Annotated in this window: 8 protein-coding genes; all 8 read right to left on the minus strand. The window is 37.2% G+C overall.

Going from position 1 to position 22,868, the window contains the following annotated elements; genetic code table 11:
- Positions 1 to 29: 29 nt before the first annotated feature.
- The 8 genes from AC51AA_RS08485 to AC51AA_RS08520 all read right to left on the minus strand — a co-directional run bounded on the left by AC51AA_RS08485 (position 30) and on the right by AC51AA_RS08520 (position 22,764).
- On the minus strand, positions 30 to 2,096 hold the full coding sequence (locus tag AC51AA_RS08485; protein WP_500705535.1) for an arylsulfatase: 2,067 nt from the start codon (positions 2,094 to 2,096) through the stop codon (positions 30 to 32).
- Between the two features lie 104 nt (positions 2,097 to 2,200).
- A complete protein-coding gene (locus AC51AA_RS08490) occupies positions 2,201 to 5,593 on the minus strand; it encodes an endo-alpha-N-acetylgalactosaminidase family protein (RefSeq protein ID WP_500705536.1) in 3,393 nt (1,130 codons plus the stop codon).
- 329 nt (positions 5,594 to 5,922) lie between these two features.
- The gene (locus AC51AA_RS08495; RefSeq protein WP_500705537.1) at positions 5,923 to 7,398 is read right to left on the minus strand and encodes an alpha-L-fucosidase; all 1,476 of its coding nucleotides are present in this window, start codon (positions 7,396 to 7,398) and stop codon (positions 5,923 to 5,925) included.
- A 217-nt stretch (positions 7,399 to 7,615) separates the two neighbouring features.
- A complete protein-coding gene (lacZ, locus tag AC51AA_RS08500; RefSeq protein ID WP_500705538.1) occupies positions 7,616 to 10,750 on the minus strand; it encodes a beta-galactosidase, LacZ type in 3,135 nt (1,044 codons plus the stop codon).
- Between the two features lie 239 nt (positions 10,751 to 10,989).
- The gene (locus tag AC51AA_RS08505; protein ID WP_500705539.1) at positions 10,990 to 12,507 is read right to left on the minus strand and encodes a RagB/SusD family nutrient uptake outer membrane protein; all 1,518 of its coding nucleotides are present in this window, start codon (positions 12,505 to 12,507) and stop codon (positions 10,990 to 10,992) included.
- 10 nt (positions 12,508 to 12,517) lie between these two features.
- Positions 12,518 to 15,589: a SusC/RagA family TonB-linked outer membrane protein gene (locus AC51AA_RS08510; RefSeq protein ID WP_500705540.1), complete on the minus strand. Its 3,072-nt coding sequence runs from the start codon at positions 15,587 to 15,589 to the stop codon at positions 12,518 to 12,520.
- Between the two features lie 140 nt (positions 15,590 to 15,729).
- Complete coding sequence (locus tag AC51AA_RS08515; protein ID WP_500705541.1) at positions 15,730 to 18,153, minus strand: glycoside hydrolase family 2 TIM barrel-domain containing protein; 2,424 nt, start codon at positions 18,151 to 18,153, stop codon at positions 15,730 to 15,732.
- 537 nt (positions 18,154 to 18,690) lie between these two features.
- A complete protein-coding gene (locus AC51AA_RS08520; protein ID WP_500705542.1) occupies positions 18,691 to 22,764 on the minus strand; it encodes a two-component regulator propeller domain-containing protein in 4,074 nt (1,357 codons plus the stop codon).
- Between the last annotated feature and the right edge of the window lie 104 nt (positions 22,765 to 22,868).

Consider the following 22,868-nt stretch of genomic DNA (forward strand, 5'->3'; position numbering starts at 1 on the left):
TGATTAAAATTCTCACTTCCTGTTACTAATTAGTGAAATAAATCCTTTACTTCCAAATCCTTCCACTCACTAGCTTCTTTAGATTTCCATTTTACACTAACGGTTTCATTGACTTTAGCTTTTTTCAATATATAAATCGAAACAGGATGATAGCCTTGTTTTAAATTCACTTCTTGTACTAATTCCTTACCTGGCACGTAACCAAAATCAGCATCAAATAAGCTCGCATCATGCAAACGCACATAGGCCTTAGTTGATGTTTTCAATGAAAAACTGTATTGACCATCAGCAGGGATTTTAATAAAACCTTTGTAACACAGCATACCATCCTCTGTTGCCACTACTGCCTCTTTAAGAGAACGGATTACACCTTGTTTTTGCCCTTTTAATCCTTTATCTGAAATCACCCAAGGAAAATTTCCAGCAAAAAAATCTCGTCTAAATCCAGGCAAAAGCTTAGTCGAAACTTCAACAGAAGGAATGAGTGCATGGTCATAAGGACGAGGCGCTTCAAGATCAGCATGTCTTGTTTGCAAAACCGAGGCCTTCATTTGTGTTTGCATTTTCTCAAAACCAGGTTTACTCGCTAGATTATTTTGCTGCTTTGGATCCTTTACAACATCGTAAATTTCAAAGTCATCCTCGGCCGATTGAATAGCATAACGAACTCCCACGTAATTACCTATTCGCATCAATTGCATTTGTCCACGTTTTCTTTTTCTATGCTCTGGATCAAATTCCTTAAAATCTGGAGTGGTTCCACTTTCAAAATATTCTACATAAACCAAACTTTTTTCTTGTTTCCCTTTACCTATCAATGAAGGCAGCATTGAGACACCATCCGTCCTTGCAGGGGCAGCAACCCCTGCTACATCAGAAAAGGTAGCCATCCAGTCGGACATCATTGAAGGCGTAGTCACCACTTTTCCTGCTGGAATATGTTTGGGCCAGTTAGCCAAAACGGGCATGCGAACACCACCTTCCCAACAATCCCTTTTAATCCCATCAAAAGCCCCATTACTAGCAAAAAAAGTAGGCTTGAATCCAACGAAGGAAGAAGGAAGATAGGATTCAATAGAGGCTCCATTATCCGAACTGAAAACCACGAGGGTATTCTCATCAATTTTTAAATCTTTTAACAATTGCAATATATCACCTACTGCATCATCAATTCGGCGATTCGCCGTAGCATAACGCTTATAGGTATCTGGCCATGGCACTTCCTTAGTAGCAAGGTTTTGATCATCATCATAAGTGGCATTAACGTAATCAGTATGTACGTACGAATCAGGTACTCCGGTAGCTGTATTGATCATCTGTCCAGAGGTACCTAACCATTGCAGCCCTCCTTTTAATCCTTTTCCTTTTGGATATTCACCAGTAGGCAGCTCCAAAACGGCATGTGGCGCATCATAAGCCAAATACATAAAAAATGGCTGAGTAGCCTCTTTGCCTTCTTGATGTTCTATAATTCTTTTTTTAGCCTGGGCTGTCCAAAGATCTGTCGTATAACATTTAGCTAAACCTGCTGCCACGTTGGTATAATCCTCATAAACCTCTCTTTTACCTCTGTACAAGCCCTCAACAGGATAATGCTCATGTCCATCGACATGTCTCATATAGCCATAATAGGAGTCAAAACCACGCTTTAAAGGGTGTCCTGGCCAATACGGCCCTGTTTCCTTAACCCCTTGTAATCCCCATTTTCCAATGGCCATTGTTTGATAACCTGCTTGTTTTAAAACGGTTCCTAAGGTATGATTATCTTCCAATTCTTTATCAAACTGATTGTCTCTAACATTAGCATTTCCTTGGTTGACACCCGTCATTAAAGAACCTCTTGAGGGAGCACAAACTGGGGCATTGGCATATTGTTGAGTAAACATCGCTCCGGATGCTGCCATAGCATCCAAACAAGGAGTAAGCTGATACGGTTTTGAGCGATCATTGGTTTTCATTCGTTGGTTTTGAAAAAAAACACCTATATCACCATACCCCATATCATCTACTAAAATATAAATGATATTCGGTTTCTTTTGAGCAAACACCGCGTTTGTAAATAAACAGGCGATGACTAATGTTATGATTTTATTCATCTGTATTTTTTTGTAATTATTATAAGATAAGCTACATACAACCTTCTACAGCCATAGCTTCAGCCCTTGAGATTTATTTATTGCTTCTTTTCTTCCATATAATATTATTTATCAAGATTGCCCTCTATGGCAAAATTATCCATTACTAGAGTTCCATTACCCTTTTTCATTGCTGCTATATAGTAATCATCCTGGCTAGTGGTTGTAAATTCACCAGAGAAAGTCGAACTTCCATCCAGTGGCAAATTAAGCACTTCTTTATTGTCTTTGACAGAACGGACCACTACACGATAAACGCCTTTTTCCGTGGACTTATAATCAAACTTAATTTTATACGCAGCATTGGGTTTGAAACGAATCATAGAGGGTGAGCTGCGATACACTTCACCATTTCCTTCTTGCCATGTTTTTAATGAAAAATCACCCTCAATAGTATCATCCGTATACCCTTCATGACGCTGAGACAGATGGGTTTTATAGGAACTTGGTTTGCTGGCTATAAAGGCGCCCCAACCTTCATCCACATCCTCAAAATCTTCGAAATAGGCATAGGCGGTCTTTTTTATATTAGCTTGTTTCACTATTCTAACATCATCGAATTGTACAGATGACCCCACAGTGCCCTCCTTGAACGATAAGGATACCTCAAGCCTTCCTCCATGGTAAAAGTAAGGTACTTTTATGCGTTGGAAATACGTATTATATCGATCGGTATTATCGGTATAATTAGTCACTTTACTTTCTGTTATGGAATAGGATTGACCTCCAATAGAAAGTGTAGCCTTAGCTTTTCCTTCAATCTTACACCAAACCGATACCATATACTGAACTCCCTTTTCGAGTTCCAGCTCTTGACTAACATTGGCCATACCTTTCATTTCTAAAACGTCTTGTCCATAAGACGTCTTCTGAATTTGAACATCCTTTCCTTTGACTGTCCAACCCGCTAGTCCACCATCGAATCCGGGATTTGAAATCAAACCACCATCCCCCCACTTGGGTTGGGCTGTGTCGGCTATTTTATTTTGATACAGGACATAGCCTTGTTTTGGATCGGCATTTATACTAATCTCACGTTTGTCATTTATAGGTAAGTCGGTTACCCATTGACGGCCTTGGTCGGTTAAGCGATACAAACTTACTGTACCACTTGACTTCCAACTCTGGGGCAACGTCCAGGTAGATTCCCCTCCTTGAGTGTTGTAATGATAAATTTTTTCCTTGGTAATCGGATTCCATGGAATGAATATCTTGTCCCCCTCTTTTATCAAATGACCATTTTGAGTCAGCTTGTTAACACCCTCTAATGATTCAGAAACCAAACCAGCTTCAAACAAAGCTTTTTTATCATCTATCGTCTTTAATCCATGGTACATTAAATAACGATATGGAAGTTGCTGTGTAAAGAAATTATGCAATACTCCCTTGAAATCTCTTCCTTTTTGCCAGCCCATAAATCCAATTTCAGCTCCACGGGAATAGCCTCCTAACAATAAAGGATGAGCGGCATAACCATCACGAAATTTGTGTTGAACAAATCGAGAAATAATACTCTTCGCTTCAGGAGGGTAATGCGTCCATACCGCTTCCCTGTAAAATATTTCGGGATCTTCCGTCCAGATTGGCCATCCATTATTTTTAAAATGTTGAGCGGTAAAATTTGCTATTGAGCGATGTTCACGATAAGTATCAATATAAACAAAGGCTAAGTTTGGCAGATCCTTTTTCATTTGATCTATACTTTGTATGAAGGTCCCTCTCTTTATATCCAGTTCTTTATTGATCAGATAAGCCTGATCCAACCATGCCCACCCGGGTATGTCCGTTATGATCTCACCATCATAAGCTTTTGCTTCGGGGTAAGCCTCACTATGATTGATATGAACCCCGATACGCGCATTATACATCTTTGCTTTTTCAGTTAAAAACTGCAAATCCTTAAGTCCACCCGCTCGACGGTTGTAGTTACCTGCATAGTCAGGATGTGCACTATCATGACCTTCAGACTGATAACCTTTCAATTCTAGCATCTGTCCAAAACCATCTGTAGCCTGATAAAACTTCTTGATATTATCCAATTGACGCAGAAAAGGATACTGTCCTCCACTGGCAAAATTCATAGTGATCGTAGCGTATGAGTTTCGGATTAAATCTGCCCCATAAGGTTCTGGATATACCTCAGACAAAACATAAGAAGCATCTTGCCAATTCACTATTTTGTCCCCATTACTGTCTTGGGTAAAAATGACTTTCATTTCTGGTAATGGCAGGAGTTCATTTTTGATACCTCTGTATATCCACTCATTGCTAAAAAGAGAAGTAAAGTGCGTATTTCCTACTTTTGAAGTCCGATACAATACTTGCTTGGCATTATAGATAGAATTATTATCAATCGTTACGGCGAGCTTGTCATTATTCAAAATAGCAATAGCGGCTTCAAGCGCAGTTGTATCGGCAGGGCGATTGTTCAATGGAACAAAGTGGTCACTATGAACATTATTGGCAAGGGACAGTTTTGCATTTGTATCACTGTTGTTCATCGAAACAATATCATGATTGAGCAAAGCAATTGTTTTCACTTTAAGATCCCCACGCTCTTCGATCTTGGTAACTTTCATTTCAAGAATCATGTCTTGAAGTCTGAATTCTGTAGTTATCCCTACCTTTATTTCAGGTATTTCCGATTCATAAATTATTTTATCCTTAGTTGGAAAAACTTTAGTCTTGGCTTTGTACGTCTTTCCATTAATAACAAATCCATTACTTACCGCTTTTGATCCAGGCAATATAGTACCGTCCTCTTTGATTTTATACTGATAAACAGTTGGAAACTCTTTCGAAAAAGTAACCTCCATTTTAGCTGACTCTAATTTTATGGAAGAAGTTTTTGTCGATTTTGAAGTTAAACTCTTGATAGGCGTAATCTGTATATTACTGATTTCTACTTCCGCCCCATCCTGCGCTCTAAAGCCTGCATACCCAGGCTGATTTCCCATTATGGAAGCTGTGCTGTGCGCTATTTTTTCCCCGTCAATATACACCGCTACGCTTTTATCAATATATTCTATACGAACGTGCCTTTTGTAATTTTTATAAAACTTAGAAATTTCAACTGCTATTTCTTTTTTCTCTTTGGGAGTACCTACATACCAATGAGAATTGGTTAAAATATCAGAGGTTAAGTCACAGCCGACATAAGTCCATTCTCCCTTGTCCACATATCTGCCAATGACTCCAAATTTGGAAAGGGAATTTTTTGGCACTACATCAAACTCTATTGCCAAATTATACATTTTAGACAAATGCTCATTAAAAATAAAGAGGGATTCCTTCCCTTTTTCAGCTTTAAGATGAAGGCTTTGTCCTTGGTCCTTTTGGTCCATTGGCAAATAGTGAATAGACAAAATGTTATTATTGGCTACTTGAGCTTTTGCACCTAATTGTAAAAGGAGCAAAAAAGCTAAAAAACAGCTATTTTTTAATACAGTAGTATTCATATGTTATTAATCAAAGATTTATAATTTCTATTCTCGTTTTTTGTCATTGGCGACACCACTTTAACAAACATGTTACCATCTGCTCTCCCTAACAACGATCTAAAACAAAAGCAAACAAAATTGCTAGATTCCTCTACTAATCAGGTCCTTTTTGGCTCCTGATTCCATTCTCAGTTGTACTTTAATCTAGTCCACAAAAAAGCCTGTAAACGCAATATTTACAGGCTTTTTTAAACATCTTTATTTATTTGATAGTAAGCCTATCTCTCTTTCAGTTTGATAAATAAATTTCTGTAAACAAATAACTTGTATCAGCAATTTAAATAGCTCTACTGTTTACTTTCCTTATCGAAGTACAATCCCATCTCCGCTAAAGTGGGTTGTAATCTAGCGGAAACAATACGCAATCTTACTTTGGATGCCTTTACGGTAGGAAACTCCAGCAAGCGTTTGAAACCAATAGTGGTTCCTTCAGTTACTTTTTTCCACTGAGTCTTATCCCAATATTCAAGTACAAATTTTTCCACTCTTTGTCCAACACGTATGTTTTCCTGAAGTGCTAAAACATTAAATGTTTTTTCTGCTCCTAAATCCATTTCAACCGCATTGTTATTTCCTATCATTGAGAATGAGATATGAGTTGCATCATTTCCGTCAAGCAAAGGTTTTATGTTTTTAATGGAACCCACTGCTTTTGACCCCTTCAATAGATTTATTTTGAATATAGCATCCAATTTTTCTCTCCATGATTTTAAAGCCACTACATCAAAGTTACTAATCAACCCTCTTTTATCTGGAGGAATATTCAACAACAATACCCCATTTCTTCCTACAGAATGAAAATAAATTTCTTTCAAGTAGGCTGGTGTTTTCACTTTTTGATCTTCTGACTCATGATAGAACCAACCTGGACGAATCGATACATCAGTTTCAGCAGGGTACCATTTTAAAGCATCCCCACTACCTAATTGACTGCGACTTCCTAAAACCTGACCCATCATATCTCCAGCTGGTGGCGTATCTGCTTTGGTTTGTGAACCCTCGTTAAAATTATTGTTTTTCCCAACGGGAACAACACTCCATTCCTCTTCACGACCGTGACCACTTTCGGTACCTACCCAACGCACATCTGGTCCTGAAACGGCAATTACTGCTTGTGGCTGTAGTTTTCGAATATGGGCGTACCATCTTTCAAAATCATATACCTGTTTCTTACCATTAGGTCCTTCTCCATTGGCACCATCAAACCAAACCTCATCCACTTTTCCGTATTGAGTCAGTAATTCTGTTAACTGATCTATAAAAAAATCATTATATGCCGCTGTCCCATAAGAAGCGTTATTCATGTCCCAAGGTGATAAATACACTCCAAAACCAACTCCAAATTCCTTACAGGCTTCTGCTACCTCTTTAACAACATCTCCTTTGCCTTCTTTCCATGGGCTATTTTTCACAGAATGTTCTGTGGTTTTAGTGGGCCACAAACAAAAACCATCGTGATGTTTTGCCGTCAAAATTACCTGTTTGATTCCAGCATCTTTACAAGCCTTCACCCACTGTCTCGCATCTAATGCCGTTGGATTAAACAATTTGGGATCTTCCTTTCCGGTTCCCCATTCTTTTCCAGTAAAAGTGTTTATTCCAAAATGAATAAATCCCGTTAGTTCCAAACCTTGCCAACGCAATTGTTGTGCTGAAGGCACAATATTAGCTGCAATTTTTACTAATTCCTCCTCTGACATGGATTTATTGACTGCTACAAAATTTTTTGTTTGTGCAAAGCCTAGCGATGTAAATATTGACATTAAGAACACTAATTTCAATCTGCTTTTCATTTCTACTTTTATGTTAAATTCATACCCTTTCAAAAACCGAAAGATATAATAACTATAGTATATGCATTACTTCATTATTATCTTTATTTAATTACTAATTATCTCTATCTATCAAAATCCAAAAAGGCTGCCTGAAAATTTTACTTTTCTGACAGCCTCTTTGTTAAGCTCCTGATTTAATTTTACATTATTTCTTTTTCATTTTAATAACAAAGCCATAGCTATATGCTGCGTTGGTCAGTTGATATTGCTGATGAGGCAAAGCTCCCCAACTGTTATCTCCTCCAACGCCTCTTTGTGCTAAGTCCACGCAAACCACAACTTCTGGGCGAGGTGTAATGTCATTAATATGACGGTATTTTTTAGTTAAACCTGGATCAAAATCCTCAGGATAATTGTGCAAGGCACTTACACTAAGCGGCTGTAAGCCTTCTATTTCAATTCCATTTCCGCTATTAGTGGTAAGACTGAGCCAACGAACATCTGTTTTATATCCATTTTCCTGAGGTCGTGTATAGGGCACATATTGATCGGCTACTTTACTTTCATAAATTCCTTTCAAAGAAGCAGTGTTTCTGTCTTGATAGTTTTCCCACGGTCCTCTTCCGTAATAATTAAAATTATCAAGGTCTTTTTTAAGTGAAAACAGCATACCAAAACGTGGCATTTCCGCTAATGAATAGTTTCCTGCTTTGAATGAATTGACCATCGTTAAGCTTCCCTCTCCATCCATCGTATACACTATGGTATAAGTGGAAGCTACATCATTCAAGAAAAGAGTGGCTACAACACTAGTCTTATCCCCCTCTTTTTTAACTTCAATAGTTTTCAGCTTACTTATTCTCCCCACATTCCTCCATACATTACTGGTCACCATCATATTATTCCCAAAGTCATTATCGGTCGGTGCACGCCAAAAATTAGGAACCGGTAATTGATTGAAAAAATGTTCTCCATTGGAGGTATACTCCTCAATCAAACCACTTTGTTTACTTATACTCACCTCAACTCCAGCTGCACTAAGTTTAAACTTATCTTTATCTTCGGCTACAACAGCCTTTGTCCCAGAATGGATTTCTTTAACAAAGTACTTGGCTTCACTGATGGAAAACTGTTCTCGGGCCACTTCAAAATTTTGTGGCAAAACTTCAGTTCCATATTTGGTATAAGCAAAAACATTTAAAAGATATTCGACTCCATCTTCTGCTGTTATTTGGGGTAATTCAAGTTTAAGCTGTTTTGTAGATTGTGGCGCAAGACTAATGGCCATAGTACCCGATTTGATTACCAATCCATTTTTTAGGACTTCATATTTAAAATGATATTGATCCAAGTTGGTATAGCCAAAACCGTTCGTTACTTCAATTACACCTTTATTCAAATCAACTCCTGCAAATAAAATATCCTGATACACCTTTTTTACTTCAAAAGCACCTGGATGAGGCGTACGATCGGGCCAAACCAATCCGTTGTGACAGAAATTCTCGTCGTTTGTATAATTTTGACTTCCCATATCGCCACCATAGGCCCAATATTTTCGTCCTACTTCATCGGTCATCTCAAATCCTTGATCCACCCAATCCCAAATAAATCCACCTTGCATATTTTTGCTGCTTCGAATAATATCCCAATATTCTTGAAAATTACCGCTACTATTACCCATCGCATGCGCATATTCACACATAATAAAAGGACGCTTGACCTCCTTGCGTTGGGCATACTCTTTCATATAAGCAATACTTGGATACATCGGGCAAACCACATCGGTATTCTCCTGCTCTCCAGCCTGTTCAAATTGTACCAATCGGGTTTTATCTCTGTTTTTGATCCAGTTATACCCCTCTTGAAATACAGGACCATTTCCACATTCGTTCCCTAGAGACCAAAGAATAACCGAAGGTTGATTTTTATCCCTTTCCACTAAGCTTTCAATGCGATCCAGATGTGCTGCTTTCCACTCTGGCAAATAAGCAGGATGTTTACTCTTATCAAAAGTTCCTTGCAACTCAGCCCCCATTCCATGTGTTTCAATATTAGCTTCATCCACTAAAAACAAACCATATTGATTGCATAATTTTACCCACATTATGTTATTCGGATAATGACTGCAACGCACCGAATTGATATTGAGTTGCTTCATCATCTTGATATCCTTCATCATGGTTTCTTTATCCTGATAGTGCCCTGTTTTAGGATTGTGCTCATGAATATTAACCCCATGTACCATAATGCGAATACCGTTGACTAACAATTGTCCATTCTTTAGTTCTACTTTTCTAAAACCGATTTGTGTCGACACTGTTTCTAAAAATTTTCCATTTTCATCCTTTAGCGTTAGCAGTAAGGTATAAAGATTGGGCGTTTCGTTACTCCATAATTTAGGCTTTGATACCTGTTGGGTAAAAGTGGTGGTTGCTGCCGTATTAGCCCCTACATTTATTTTTATAGTTTTTCTAAAAACTTCCCTCCCACTAGCATCCACCAATTTAGCGTCAACAGTTTGGTTGTTTTTTGCACTACTATTCATATTCTTAAGTGTCACATCCACGGACAAACTTCCGTTTTTATAAGAAGCGTCAAGATCAGGACGCGCAAAAAAATCGGCAATGCGAGTGTTAGCGGTACTATAGAGATAAACATCGCGATCAATTCCTGACAAACGCCAAAAATCCTGATCCTCTAAATAGGAACCATCACTCCATCGATAGACCTCCACAGCCACTAGGTTTTTACCCTCTTTCACATAGGGGGTGATGTCAAATTCCGTTGGACTCTTGGTGTTTTCACTATAGCCTACTTTCTTTCCATTGACCCAAATATACATCGCTGAAGTACCCGCTTCAAAATGAAGGTACACACGGCGCCCATCCCAGTTTTTCGGCATCTCAAAGTGACGTCGGTAAGAGCCCACTGGATTATCTGTATGAGCAATGAAAGGTGGATTTTTAACAAAGGGATAAATAATATTGGTATAAATCGGAATACCATATCCTTTTAATTCCCAATTGGAAGGCACTGAAATTTCTTTCCAATTGGTGGTATTAAAATCGGTCTTAAAAAAGTCTTTCGGCCTTTCATCAGGAGTCGGTGACCAATTAAATTTCCATTGTCCATCTAGAGTTAGAAACCAAGGCGAACGCGTATAATCATCCGCAATAGCAGATGCATCATCCGCATAAGGCAAAAATGCCGCTCGTGCAGGTTCTCTGTTGATCTGGAATACTGCTGGATTTTCCCAGTCGTTAACCAGTGCCTTGTCTTGTGCATGGGTTACAAAGGAAGCGACCACAGCAATACAGGTCAAAATTGTATTTTTTTTCATATAAAATCTTGCTATTATATATTCTAAAAATTAGCATTACCAAACCTTTGTGCTCACGGGTTCTTTTATGCTTTTACAAAAAATTTTTCATAGTCGTTCTGCTTCAAAATTCCTACTTGTTTATTGGATTGCACTTTTCCAAAAAACATCCTAAGAGAAGACAAATGATGGATAACCATCAAATCCATCATTTGTCAAACACTTAAGATAAACTAACTACTTCAACAATTTAAATTTTATTACCAAGGTGCGTTTTGCGTCATATTAGGATTATTATTCAATTCACTTTGAGGAATTGGATAATACGAGAATTTTTGAGTGAAAAGTTGGTAACCTCCTACTTTACTATCTTTAATTACCGTCTCTAAAGTTCCCCATCTCCTTAAATCGAAGAAGTGTAATCCTTCACGAGCAAACTCAACATTTCTTTGATGCATAATCTCGGCCATCATTTGATCTTTAGTCCAACCGACCATAGAAATATCAGCTAACTTGGCTCGGTCTCTAATTCTTTTTACGAGTGGTATAGCCTCTGGTACTTTTCCTTGCATGGTTTTGGCTTCGGCCAACATTAAAAGAACATCTGCATAACGCATCGCATATTCATTCAATTCCGACTTCCAATCTCCTTCGTCATTATTCCACCAATTTTGATTTTTTCTGATCCATATTGCATCTGCTCCAAACTTTGTTACAAAATCGGAATTATAATAAACACAACCTGGATAATTCCATGCTAGTGTAGTTAAAGCTCTTGGGTCAAATTCACCACCAATAGTCTTCTCTTGGGTCATGGCATTTAACAATACTTTCGTAGGCAATAATTCATTCCAGCCACCCACTTCACCAGGTGCACATTCCTGAGCCATTGTTGTTGCTCTTGTTCTTTCAGCTGGTGTTCCGCCCCAAATGGTTGAACCTCCTACTTTGCTAAACTGAATTTCAAAAACAGATTCTTTACTGTTTTCATGTTTACCATCAAATAGTTCAGCATAATTATCCAAAAGACCATATCCGTTTGAGCCTTCATTATTGACTAACTTATTAAATTGCTCTTCGGCTTTTACCCAATCTTTCATGTACAAATACGTTTTCCCTAAAAAGGCAATTGCGGCATTTTTTGTCACTCTACCTTTAAGAGTGGCAGGATAATTTTCTGGTAATTTACTATTGGCCGCAAATTGAAAGTCAGTGATAACTTGATTCCATACTTCCGCTTCAGTAGCTTTAGATTTAAAATAATCCGCTTGGGTTTGTACTACATCTGTAGTAATGGGAACGCTTCCATACTCATTAACCAAATTAAAATAATTCAACCCTCTTAAAAAAGTAGCTTCAGCTAATAATTGCTCTCTTTTGGTCTCATCGATATTTTTAATTTGTGGCGCATACTTAATGACTTGATTGGCGCGAAAAATTCCAATATAAAGGGCTTTAAAGATATCACCTGTTAGATTCGTACCGGCATCATTCTTATAAGTAGAAACAGCATAACGGTCTTGAACATCGTTCCTTGCTACAAAATTTTCTGTTCTATTCTCCTTAAGTTGCATGGCTTGAATTTCCCAATATCCAGCATTATTATTGTCCACAAGAGTATTGTAAACCGTGGCTAATCCAGATTCAAGATCTTCAGGAGTTTTCCAAAAGGAAGTAGTGGTTAATTCACTTGGATTTTCTAAGTCTAGGTTATTATCACATGAACTTAATGTTACAAGTCCAGATAGTAAACATATGATGAATGATTTCTTTTTCATTTTTATCGATTTAAAAGTTAATTTGCAAACCAAAAAGTAGCGTCTTGCTTAATGGATATGATTTATAATCAACTCCTCTTCCGCCCAATGCATCTGCAGATACATCTGGGTTATAACCTGTATATTTAGTAAACGTATAAAGGTTATCTCCTGCAAAATAAATTCTACATTTATCGATAGCTACTTGGTTTGTTATGCTAGTAGGTATGGTATAACCAACTTGAATCGTTTTGATTCTAAGATAAGAACCGTCTTCTAGAAAGCGATCCGAATAATCGGCACCGTTATTATTTTTGTCTTCAATATCTAATCTCGGGAAATTTGAATTTGGATTAAAAGTAAATGAATCTAAGGTGGCACTAGAATAATTAATATTAGCTCTTACGGTTTGCAGATCGGTATTGTTCCCATTATAAATCTTATTCCCTTGAGTTCCCTGTAAAGCGATAGTACAGTCAATTCCTTTCCAATCTCCTTGTAATCTCAATCCGTATTCAAACTTAGGAAAAGCACTTCCTTTGTATTGTCTGTCCTCTCCATTAATTTCTCCATCACCATTGTAATCTATATAGCGAATATCCCCCACTTGTGCATTTGGTTGAATAAGCTTTCCGTCTTTTTTATAGGCATCAATTTCTGCTTGAGATCTAAACAATCCATCAGTATCTACTAGAAAAAAGGAATAAATTGGATACCCCACTTTACTATAGGTTACTGGAGCTCCATGAAAAGAACCTTTTCCTCCTTCTATTACTTGACTTCCTGTACTCAATTCATCTACATTATTTTTAATACTGGAGATATTACCTGTTATATTGAAGTTGAATTCACCTACTTTTTCATTGTACGTTAAACCCATTTCAAATCCTTTATTGGTTACGTTTCCTGCATTAGTATAAGGATTATTATTTGACCCTACAGATAGTGGAATTGGCACTCTTAGCAGTAAATCTGAAGTTTGTTTTTTGAAATAATCAAAGGTGTATTGCAGCTTTCCGTCCCATAAATCTAAATCCAAACCAAAATCTGATGTAGCTGTTGATTCCCATTTTAAACCAACCGCTGGATAATTCGTCTGAATATTACCACTCCATAAGGTGTTTGGTTCTCCTACTCCATAGCTGATTCCTGAAGTAATGGATCCTAAATATTGGTAATCTCCAATTTCTTGATTTCCTAATACACCATAACTAGCACGTAATTTTAAATCACTAATTGGTGTTTTTAGATTCTTAAAAAACTCTTCTTTACCAATTCCCCAAGCTCCAGAAACAGATGGGAAATTCCCCCATTTATTATCATGACTAAATCGAGAGGAACCATCACGTCTAATACTAGCTGAGACAGTATATCTACCATCGTAAGAATAGATCACACGCCCTAAATAGGAAACCAAATTATTCTGCAAATTATAACCACTTGCCGCTGGCTGTACAGCTCCAGAAAGCGTAAATATATTATCTGGTATTCCACTAACAGAACTTGTTACTGATTTGAAAGTATTATTATATACCGTATATCCCGCCAAAGCATTTAGGTAACTCTTACCAAAATTTTTGGTATAATTCAACGTGTTTTCTACTTGAGTGTAAAGATTAAATTCATTTAGATGAGATAAATCATTGTCTAAATTTTTAAAGAATCCCCCTACCTCATATCTGGGTGTATAATTATCTTTTTTGAAATCAGATACCGTTGCTCCAACACTTAACTTATATTTAAAACCATCAAAGAAGCTGGCTTCTAAGTAAGTGTTTAATAAGGCTTGATACGTTTCACTGGTGACATCAAAAAGATTCAAGGCTGCTATTGGATTAAAGATGTCGGTTACAGAACCAGAAGCTCCACCATAACCACCGATAGCATTTTCATCATAAATAGCAAAACCTGGGATCATACTGATTGCCGACCCTAAAACATTACGTCCTTGTCCTGGTACTCCTGGCAATTCTTTTCTTTTTTCTTTGGTTAACAAAATGGTTTCACCAATTTTAAAGATCCCTTTTTTATAATCTGATTTTACTCTCATATTAAAACGATCGTAATTGGTTTCCTTGATTACACCGTCTTGATTAAAATAATTTAAAGACATATTGTATTTTAGATTGTCTGATCCTCCTGAAAATCCTAACGAGTAATTTTGAATAGGTGCAACTCTAAAAATTTCATCTTGATAATTTACTCCTGCGCCCCCTACCTCAGGATTAAGGGCAATCGGCAATGAAGCTTTTCCCGCCCCTGCATAAGCTGCATTACTAACTTTTGCCCATTGCTCTTGATTCAACAAACCTAATTGTTTGGTCACACTGGCAAATCCACCAAACGCATCCAAAGTAACCTTTATGTCTCCTTTTTTACCACTCTTAGTGGTAATAATAACGACACCATTTGCAGCTCTGGATCCGTAAATTGCAGCTGCTGCTGCATCTTTTAAAACTTCAATGGATTCAATATCAGTAGGACTTATACTATTCATAGATGTTACTTGAATATCATCTACCAAAATCAAAGGTGTATTGTTGTTTAATGAACCCGCTCCTCTTATCTGAATTCTAGTACCAGATCCAGGACCACCTCCTGCAGATTCTACGGAAACTCCTGCCACCTTACCTTGAATAGCACTACCCAAGTTGGTGTTGCTTTGTGCATCGAGCTGTTTTGCCTTTAAGCTACTTATAGCACCGGTCGCACTACTTTTTTTCACACTTCCGTATCCGATGACCACCACTTCATTTAAGGCGTTACTTTCTTCATTAAGTGATACATTAATAACACCTCTACTATTTAGTGCTTCTTCAGTACTGGTATAGCCTATATATGTGAAAACTAATATTGCTTTTGCATCTGCTACATTTAATTTATAGCCCCCGTCAAAATCAGTTACGGTTGCCGTTGTAGTCCCTTTTACCGTCACGGTAACACCTGGGACTTTTTGAGCTGTTTTACTATCTCGAACTGTTCCTGTAATCGTATTTTGAGCTTGCATACTCATGCAGGAGATCAAAATAAAAAACGACAGAGCCAGTTTAGATTCCATGAAAGATCCTAAATTTTTCATGCGATTAACATTCTTGTTTTTCATAAATTCATAGTTTTTAAAATTGGTTGGTTAATATTTGTTTGCATTGATTCTCCGTTTAAGAAGAAAATTAAAATGGGTTTCGAAATTATTGCCATGGGAATTAACATTATATCCTCCTAAAATTAAAGCCCTACAGGCCTCTATTTTACATGTAGTATAATGTCAACTGGTTTTACCCATAGACTCGAAAAACGCACTTTTATGGGTTCTGATGAGACTCCTGTCGACTGTACATAAGCGGCAATGTGACCATGAAAAGCACGTTGCACATTATCGGTATAATCGGTCATATCAGTATTATTTCCTGCTTCAAGTCCTAGTAAAACTCCAGGTCCGTCAATGGTACACGTCACTTCATTATCTGAAAGCATAACTGGTAAACCATTCTGATCTTTTAACTGAACCATTATTTTGGCAACTCCTCTATCTTTTGCAATGCTGATATTCTTTTCAGAGATCGTTAATGCAAAGGCTTGCTGTGTAGATTCGATGGCATACCTACTCACTACGGCATCCTCTTTGTTTAAACCAATTGCTTCTAATTTTCCAGAGGCAAAGGGAATATCCCAATAAATAATTCCCGTTTTTTCATCGTAGGCTTTGGTCTGCCCCACTACTTTTCCATTTAATTCCAATCGCGCTTTTGCAGCATTGGTATAACAAACCACACGGATCATCTCTGTTTCTTTATAATTCCAAATTGCCCAAGCATCTTTAGAAACATCTTCTTTATCTTTCAGCGGATAGGTTCCAACATAAGCCATTGGTTTATCAGACCATAAGGACTGACGAAAATACCCTCTAGGTTTAATAACCCCAGCAAAATCAACCAGACCAGAATAAAATCCCCTTGAAGGCCATCTTCCTGACTCTCCTAGATAGTCAATACCTGTCCAAAGGAATTGTCCAAAAATATGTTTGTTGTTCTTTACCGCCAACCAAGGCTCCATATCGTGAACATTTTCACTTCCATAGATGACTCTGTTGGGATATTTTTCATGATCGGATTGGTATTTACTTTCTGTATAATTATAGCCCGTAATATCTAAAGCTCCTGGATAGGCTGTCTCGTTAGACATGGCTACACCCGCAAGTCCTGCAGTTGTTGGACGAGAGGTATCGTATTTTTTTACCGCAGCCACCAAGCGTTTTGCAATAACGCCCAGACGCATGGCATCTGGTGCGTCTTTTTTGTATCCTCCGTAAGCTGCTTGACCAAAACCATCTGTTCCTTTATCCAAAACAGGATGTGAATAAGGATCATTTGGATAATCCACTTCATTGCCTATACTCCAAGCAAAAACTGACATATGATTTCTGTCGCGACGAACAAAATCTTCCAAGTCTTTTTCTGCATAGTCTGCAAAAATATCAAACGACCCCTCGAATCCTGGTGTTCCATAATTCCATCCTTCTAACCATTTACGCTTTGGGAATTCCCATTCATCGTAGGCTTCATTGAGCACTAAAATTCCCAATTCATCACAGAGTTCATAAAAAACGGGCGCTTGTGGATTGTGACTGGTACGAATGGCATTTACCCCAATTTCTTTCAAGGTTTTCAATCTTGTTTCCCAAACTTCACGCGGAACAGCAGCTCCTAAAACCCCTGCATCATGATGTAGACAAACCCCTTTCATTTTCATCCATTTACCATTGAGCGCAAAACCATTATTGGGATCAAATTGGAAAGTTCTAAAACCTGTAGTAGTACTACTTTGATCTATCTTTTTTCCATCGCGCAAAACTGTTGTTTTGAGTTGATACAAATTGGGCGTATCCAAATCCCACAGTTTAGGATTCTTGAGCTTCATGGCTACTGTTATTTTTTGACTTTTATTGCCTTCGATCTGTACTTTAGTCGTCGTTTTGGCTACTGCTTTCCCATCGTTGTCAATCAATTCATTTTCTATAGTTAGAACCGATTTTGTCCCAGTCCCATTTTCAATAGCAACCTCAACTTGTAAAGTTCCAACTGCATTTTTCACTTCTGGATAAGCGTAAACGCCCCATTGTGCAATATGAACGGGATTGGCATAAACCATCCATACATTTCGGTAAATACCGGAGCCGGTGTACCATCTTGAATCGGCACTTTGGCTGTGATCAACACGTACCGAAATGGTATTCTCCTGTCCATATTTTACAAAAGGAGTTGCATCATAGGCAAATGATATGTAACCATTTGGTCGTTTTCCTAAAGAATGACCATTAATAAAAACCTCACTTCTATTATACACCCCTTCAAAATACAAATAGACTTTCTCCCCTTGCTTATTTTGAGGAACATTAAGTGTTTTTCTGTACCAGCCAATTCCACCTGGTAAATAACCTGAACAACTGGCCAAAGTAGGACTCAATTGTCCTTTCACACTCCAATCGTGTGGCACATTCACCCATGCCCATTTACTATCATCGTAAGTTGCTTTTTGAGCCTCTGGGGTATCCTGAAGATTAAACTTCCAGTTGTCATTGATTTTTTTTGAATCTCCGAATGATAGCTGACTAAATCCAGAGGTATAAGAGAACATAAATAGGAGTAATATGATTTTTTTAACCACCATTATTTTGAATGTTTTTTAATTATTATATATTTTAGATTCCACTACTGTTTTACTTTTCTATCGTATAAGGGTGCCCTTCTGAGCCCAATAGCTATTATTTTAGAGGACGGCCCACAGCTTTCTTAAAAGGCTACTTTTCATTTTGTTCGAGCATATACGATACCCTCTTCGTACAGGAATATCAGATGACATCATCACAACTATAAATGCAAAGTAATGTTTAGTCAGAAGGTTTCAGGAGGGGTAAAATGGAAAAAAAAGGAGGTCAAATCCGTAATTACGCTATTTAATTAACTATAAAATTATCAACTACAAAAAAAATATCTAAAATTTCAAGAAAATCATAATTATCAAATTAGCAACACTTACTCCATTGCCTTTTTTAAAAACAAGAAGACAATAACTATTGTGTAAAGAATAGAAATAAAGGGTAAAACAACATCCCAAAGACTAAGTAAAGTAAGAAATTGCCGCTTAGTACCAACGAGTCTACATAGAGCCCAGTGATTTAAAGCAGCGCTAAAAAACATATCCCTCTTATTGGATAATGTTTGTATCAGCGTTAAAGGAGTTTTTGTATTTTTTTATGTATTCAGAGGGCGTCATACCAAAGAGTTTTACAAATTGCTGACGGAAATACTTAGGATCCTCAAAGCCGACCTCAGCACTTGCTTGGGCAATATTAATATTTTCAGTTAACATCAACATGGCAGCCCTTCTAATTCGGATCGAGCGTATAAAAGCATTAAGGGTTTGACCTGAAATAATTTTAATTTTGGTATAAAGCGTCCTATGACTCATTCCCATTTCAGTAGCAAAAGTTTTAATGGTAAAGTCATTTTTATGAATATTCGCCTCGATAATATCAATACATCTTTTTAAAATCTCTTGGTATTCGGCTGGAACTTTCTGACTGTTTTCTTTTAGGGTTATACGGTCTAGAAAATAGCTACGTAAATTACTACGACTTCTCAATAGTGATTCCACACGAGCCACTAGTATAGCGTCGTCAAAAGGTTTGGTAATATAATCATCCGCTCCGTCACTTATCCCTTGCAGATGGGTTTCTGGATTTTTGGAAGCCGTAAGTAAAATAACGGGGATATGAGACAACACATCATTATATTTTATCTTTCTGCACAACTCAAGACCATCCATACCTTTCATGGCTATATCACTGAGTACCAAATCAGGCATATGTTTTTTAGTCAGTTCTAGTCCTTGCTCTCCACTTTCCGCACTGTATACAATAAATGTCTGCGAAAAAAGTTGGATCAAATAATTTCTAATATCATCATTATCATCTATAATTAAAAGTGTACGTTTATCGGTAAGCATGACTTTATGCAACTCTTGAGTCGAGGTGATAGTAGCACCTGACTTTACACTTCCCTGTATCTCATCGGCCATAAGTTCTTCCACCAATTGACTTCTTTTAGGTGTAGTGGTACTAACGGGCAAATCTTCAAAATGAGCATGTCCTTTTAAAAAATTCAATCTAAACACACTACCTTGACCAATTACACTACTGCAACTTACAGTCCCCTTATGTTTCTCAACAAAATACTTAACGATAAAAAGTCCAATTCCAAAGCCCGTTCCAACGGATACTTTTGAATTTATTTGCTTGAATTTCTCGAAGATCACTTCTAGATCTTTTTTCTCAATTCCTCTACCATTATCTGAAACTGCGATACTAACTTGTGTTTGATCTTGAGTTAACTCCAAACTAATCACTCCTCCATCCGAAGTATACTTGAAGGCATTCGATATCAGATTAAACAGTGAAATTTCAATTTTCTCATAGTCTCCTATTAGTTCAACAGTATACTCAGGTATCTCGAAAGTATAATTTATGTTTTTGTCTTTCGCCTGACTTACGAAACATTGAAAAACCTCACAGCAAAGGTTATTCACATTTATGACCGCTATACTAAGTCCATCCGCATCATTTTCAGCCTTACGAAAAAGCAATAGCTGATCCACTAAACTTAATAGTCTTCTGGCATTTCTATGGGCAATTACTAAATCACTAACGGTAGCCCCATTCTCAAGGTTCTCTTTTTGAATGGCTTTTTTCAGGGGATTTATAATTAAAGACAGTGGCGTACGAAACTCGTGAGAGATATAGGTAAACATCGAGGATTGTTTTTCAGCAATTTCCTTTTCTTTTTTACTTTCTAAACCTGCAATTTTCACTTTATACTTTAACTCTTCCTTGTTTTTATAGTACCTTATGTACCCATAAATCGCACCCACAACAAGAAATAAATAAAGGCTATATGCCCACCACGTCCTATACCATGGCGGCAACACCACTATAGTAACTAGACTTTCTCCCTTATTCCATCCTCCGCGTAAGTTTGTCGTTTTAACTTTAAAAACATATTTCCCTTCTGCTAATCTTGCATAGTTAGCCTTTCGAATTTTCCCCGCATAGTTCCAACGCGTATCCCAACCTTCTAGATAGTAGGCGTAATTAATTTTGTCGGAATTATTATAATCCAAGGTCACAAATTCTATAGATAAGGTAGTTTGATCATATCCTAACTTTACCTCTTTCATCTTACCCGAATCCCAAGCGGTGATCAGTTCCTTATTACTTTCGTCAAAAGGCTGATTGTTCACATAAAAATCAGTTAGGAGTACATTATTTTGATAACCAAATTCCTTAATGTCCTGAGGAAAAAAGGAATTAAATCCATTTATTCCTCCAAAAAAGAACTCTCCTGTAGACAATTTAAGAGCGGCATTAAAGCTAAATTGATTGCTTTGTAAACCATCATTTTCTGAGAAGTTTCTAAAAGTATTTTTCTTACTATCAAATCGACAGATTCCATTGTAGGTACTCATCCATAAGTTTCCTTCATTATCTTCCAACAACCTTAAAACCGTATTAGAAGGTAAACCATCGTTAGTTGTTAATCTTTTAAACGTACTGGTCTTCCTGTTGAACAGCAACAATCCTCCTTCTTGAGTTCCTAACCATAGATTTTTACTCTTATCCTCGAGTATACATCTAACAGGACTACCAATGTTTATCTTTTTGATTTTCTTCTTGCCTTTTTCTATGGCAATTAACGAGCTGTAATCTCCTCCCCAAAGAGTACCATCACTGGTCTGGGTCAGGCATTGCAAATTCGCAATGGATTTGTCATAAAGCAGAAAACTATTTTTTGTCTTATCAAAAAGATACAAGCACCCCTCATTGGTAGCACTTGCCCAGATGTTTTTTTGAGCATCTTGATAAACAAACCATATGTTTTTCTCCACCTGTTTGGTAAAGGGATTATAACAATCGAAATGAGTTACTGTATTACTTTGAGGGTTGATCCGATTGACCCCACCAGCCCAGGTGGACAACCATATATCATTATGCTCATCCTTTATGATACCCGTAATAAAATTACTGCTGATTTTATTGGAAACACTAGCCGAGGTACTATAGGTTTTATAGGTATTGGCTTTTCTGTCCCAATACTTTAACCCAGCCCCATCTGTACCAATCCACACATTCTTCTTTTGGTCTTCACAAAAGGACAATATGAAATTCTCAGCAGGATCGGTGTCTTTGCCGTTATACCTAATGTTCTTGAAGTACTTGGGACTATTTCCGATCATGCTGATCCCACCGCGTAAGGTACCAATCCATTTATTCCCAGCAACATCTTCATAAATATTCCAAATGGAATTACTTTTTACAAATTGATGATCTCTTGCCGAATTGTAGGGCACTGCTTTTTCATTTACACCATTTACCTTATAAATTCCACAACCATCGGTAGTGAGCCACAACACCTTTTTCTTATCTAACAATATAGAGGTTACCGTACATTTAGTTGCAAAATAGTTCTCAGACAGCGAGCTTGATTGAGCATTAAAGAGATACAAGCCCTCATCAGTTCCCATCCACAAATTCCCATCCACAGCAAGCTTCATGCACTTGACGTCCATAGAGAGTGGATGTATAACCTTTAACTTTTTCGACTGATAATTGTATTTACAAATTCCAACATTTCGCACATACACCCAACAATATCCTTCCTTACCAGCATCTTCGAGCACAGCAGCATCATATTTATGCTTAACATCATTTTTATTTAATCCTTCTAAGGCAATACTTTTACCAACAAATGATCCATTTTCAAAAACAAGTAGTCCTAAATTTTGAGAAGCTACTAAAACACCTTCTTTAGCAACGGATCTAATTTGCCTAATTATATCTTTTAAAATTTTGGGTTTATCGTTAGACAAAACATATTCAACAGGATGAAAACCAAAACTAGTTCGATCGTAAACACAAACTCCTTTTGAACCTCCCACCCAAATATTTTGTTTAGAATCACCCTCTATATAATAGATTGTATTAAACAACAATGATTTTTTATCATTAATCCTGTTGCGGAAAATTTTAAAAGTATAGCCATCATATCGGTTTAATCCATCATAGGTCCCAAACCACATAAAACCATCCTTATCCTGATAGATAGTTGTAACTGAATTATTAGACAAGCCATCGGATATACCCAGAAATTTAACGGGATAGTCTTGAGAAAAAGCCGACAACGAAAAAAACAGTATGAGTACTAAATATCGAATAATATATTTCAAGAAGATCAATTTAAAAGGGTTACCTATTTCATTTTCAACAAACAATTACAACCAAAATTCACAAACGGGCTTTAAAAATACCCCACAGACATTAAATCTCGGAC

Source organism: Flavobacterium sp. OHVDL-2026-0007, from assembly GCF_059882335.1.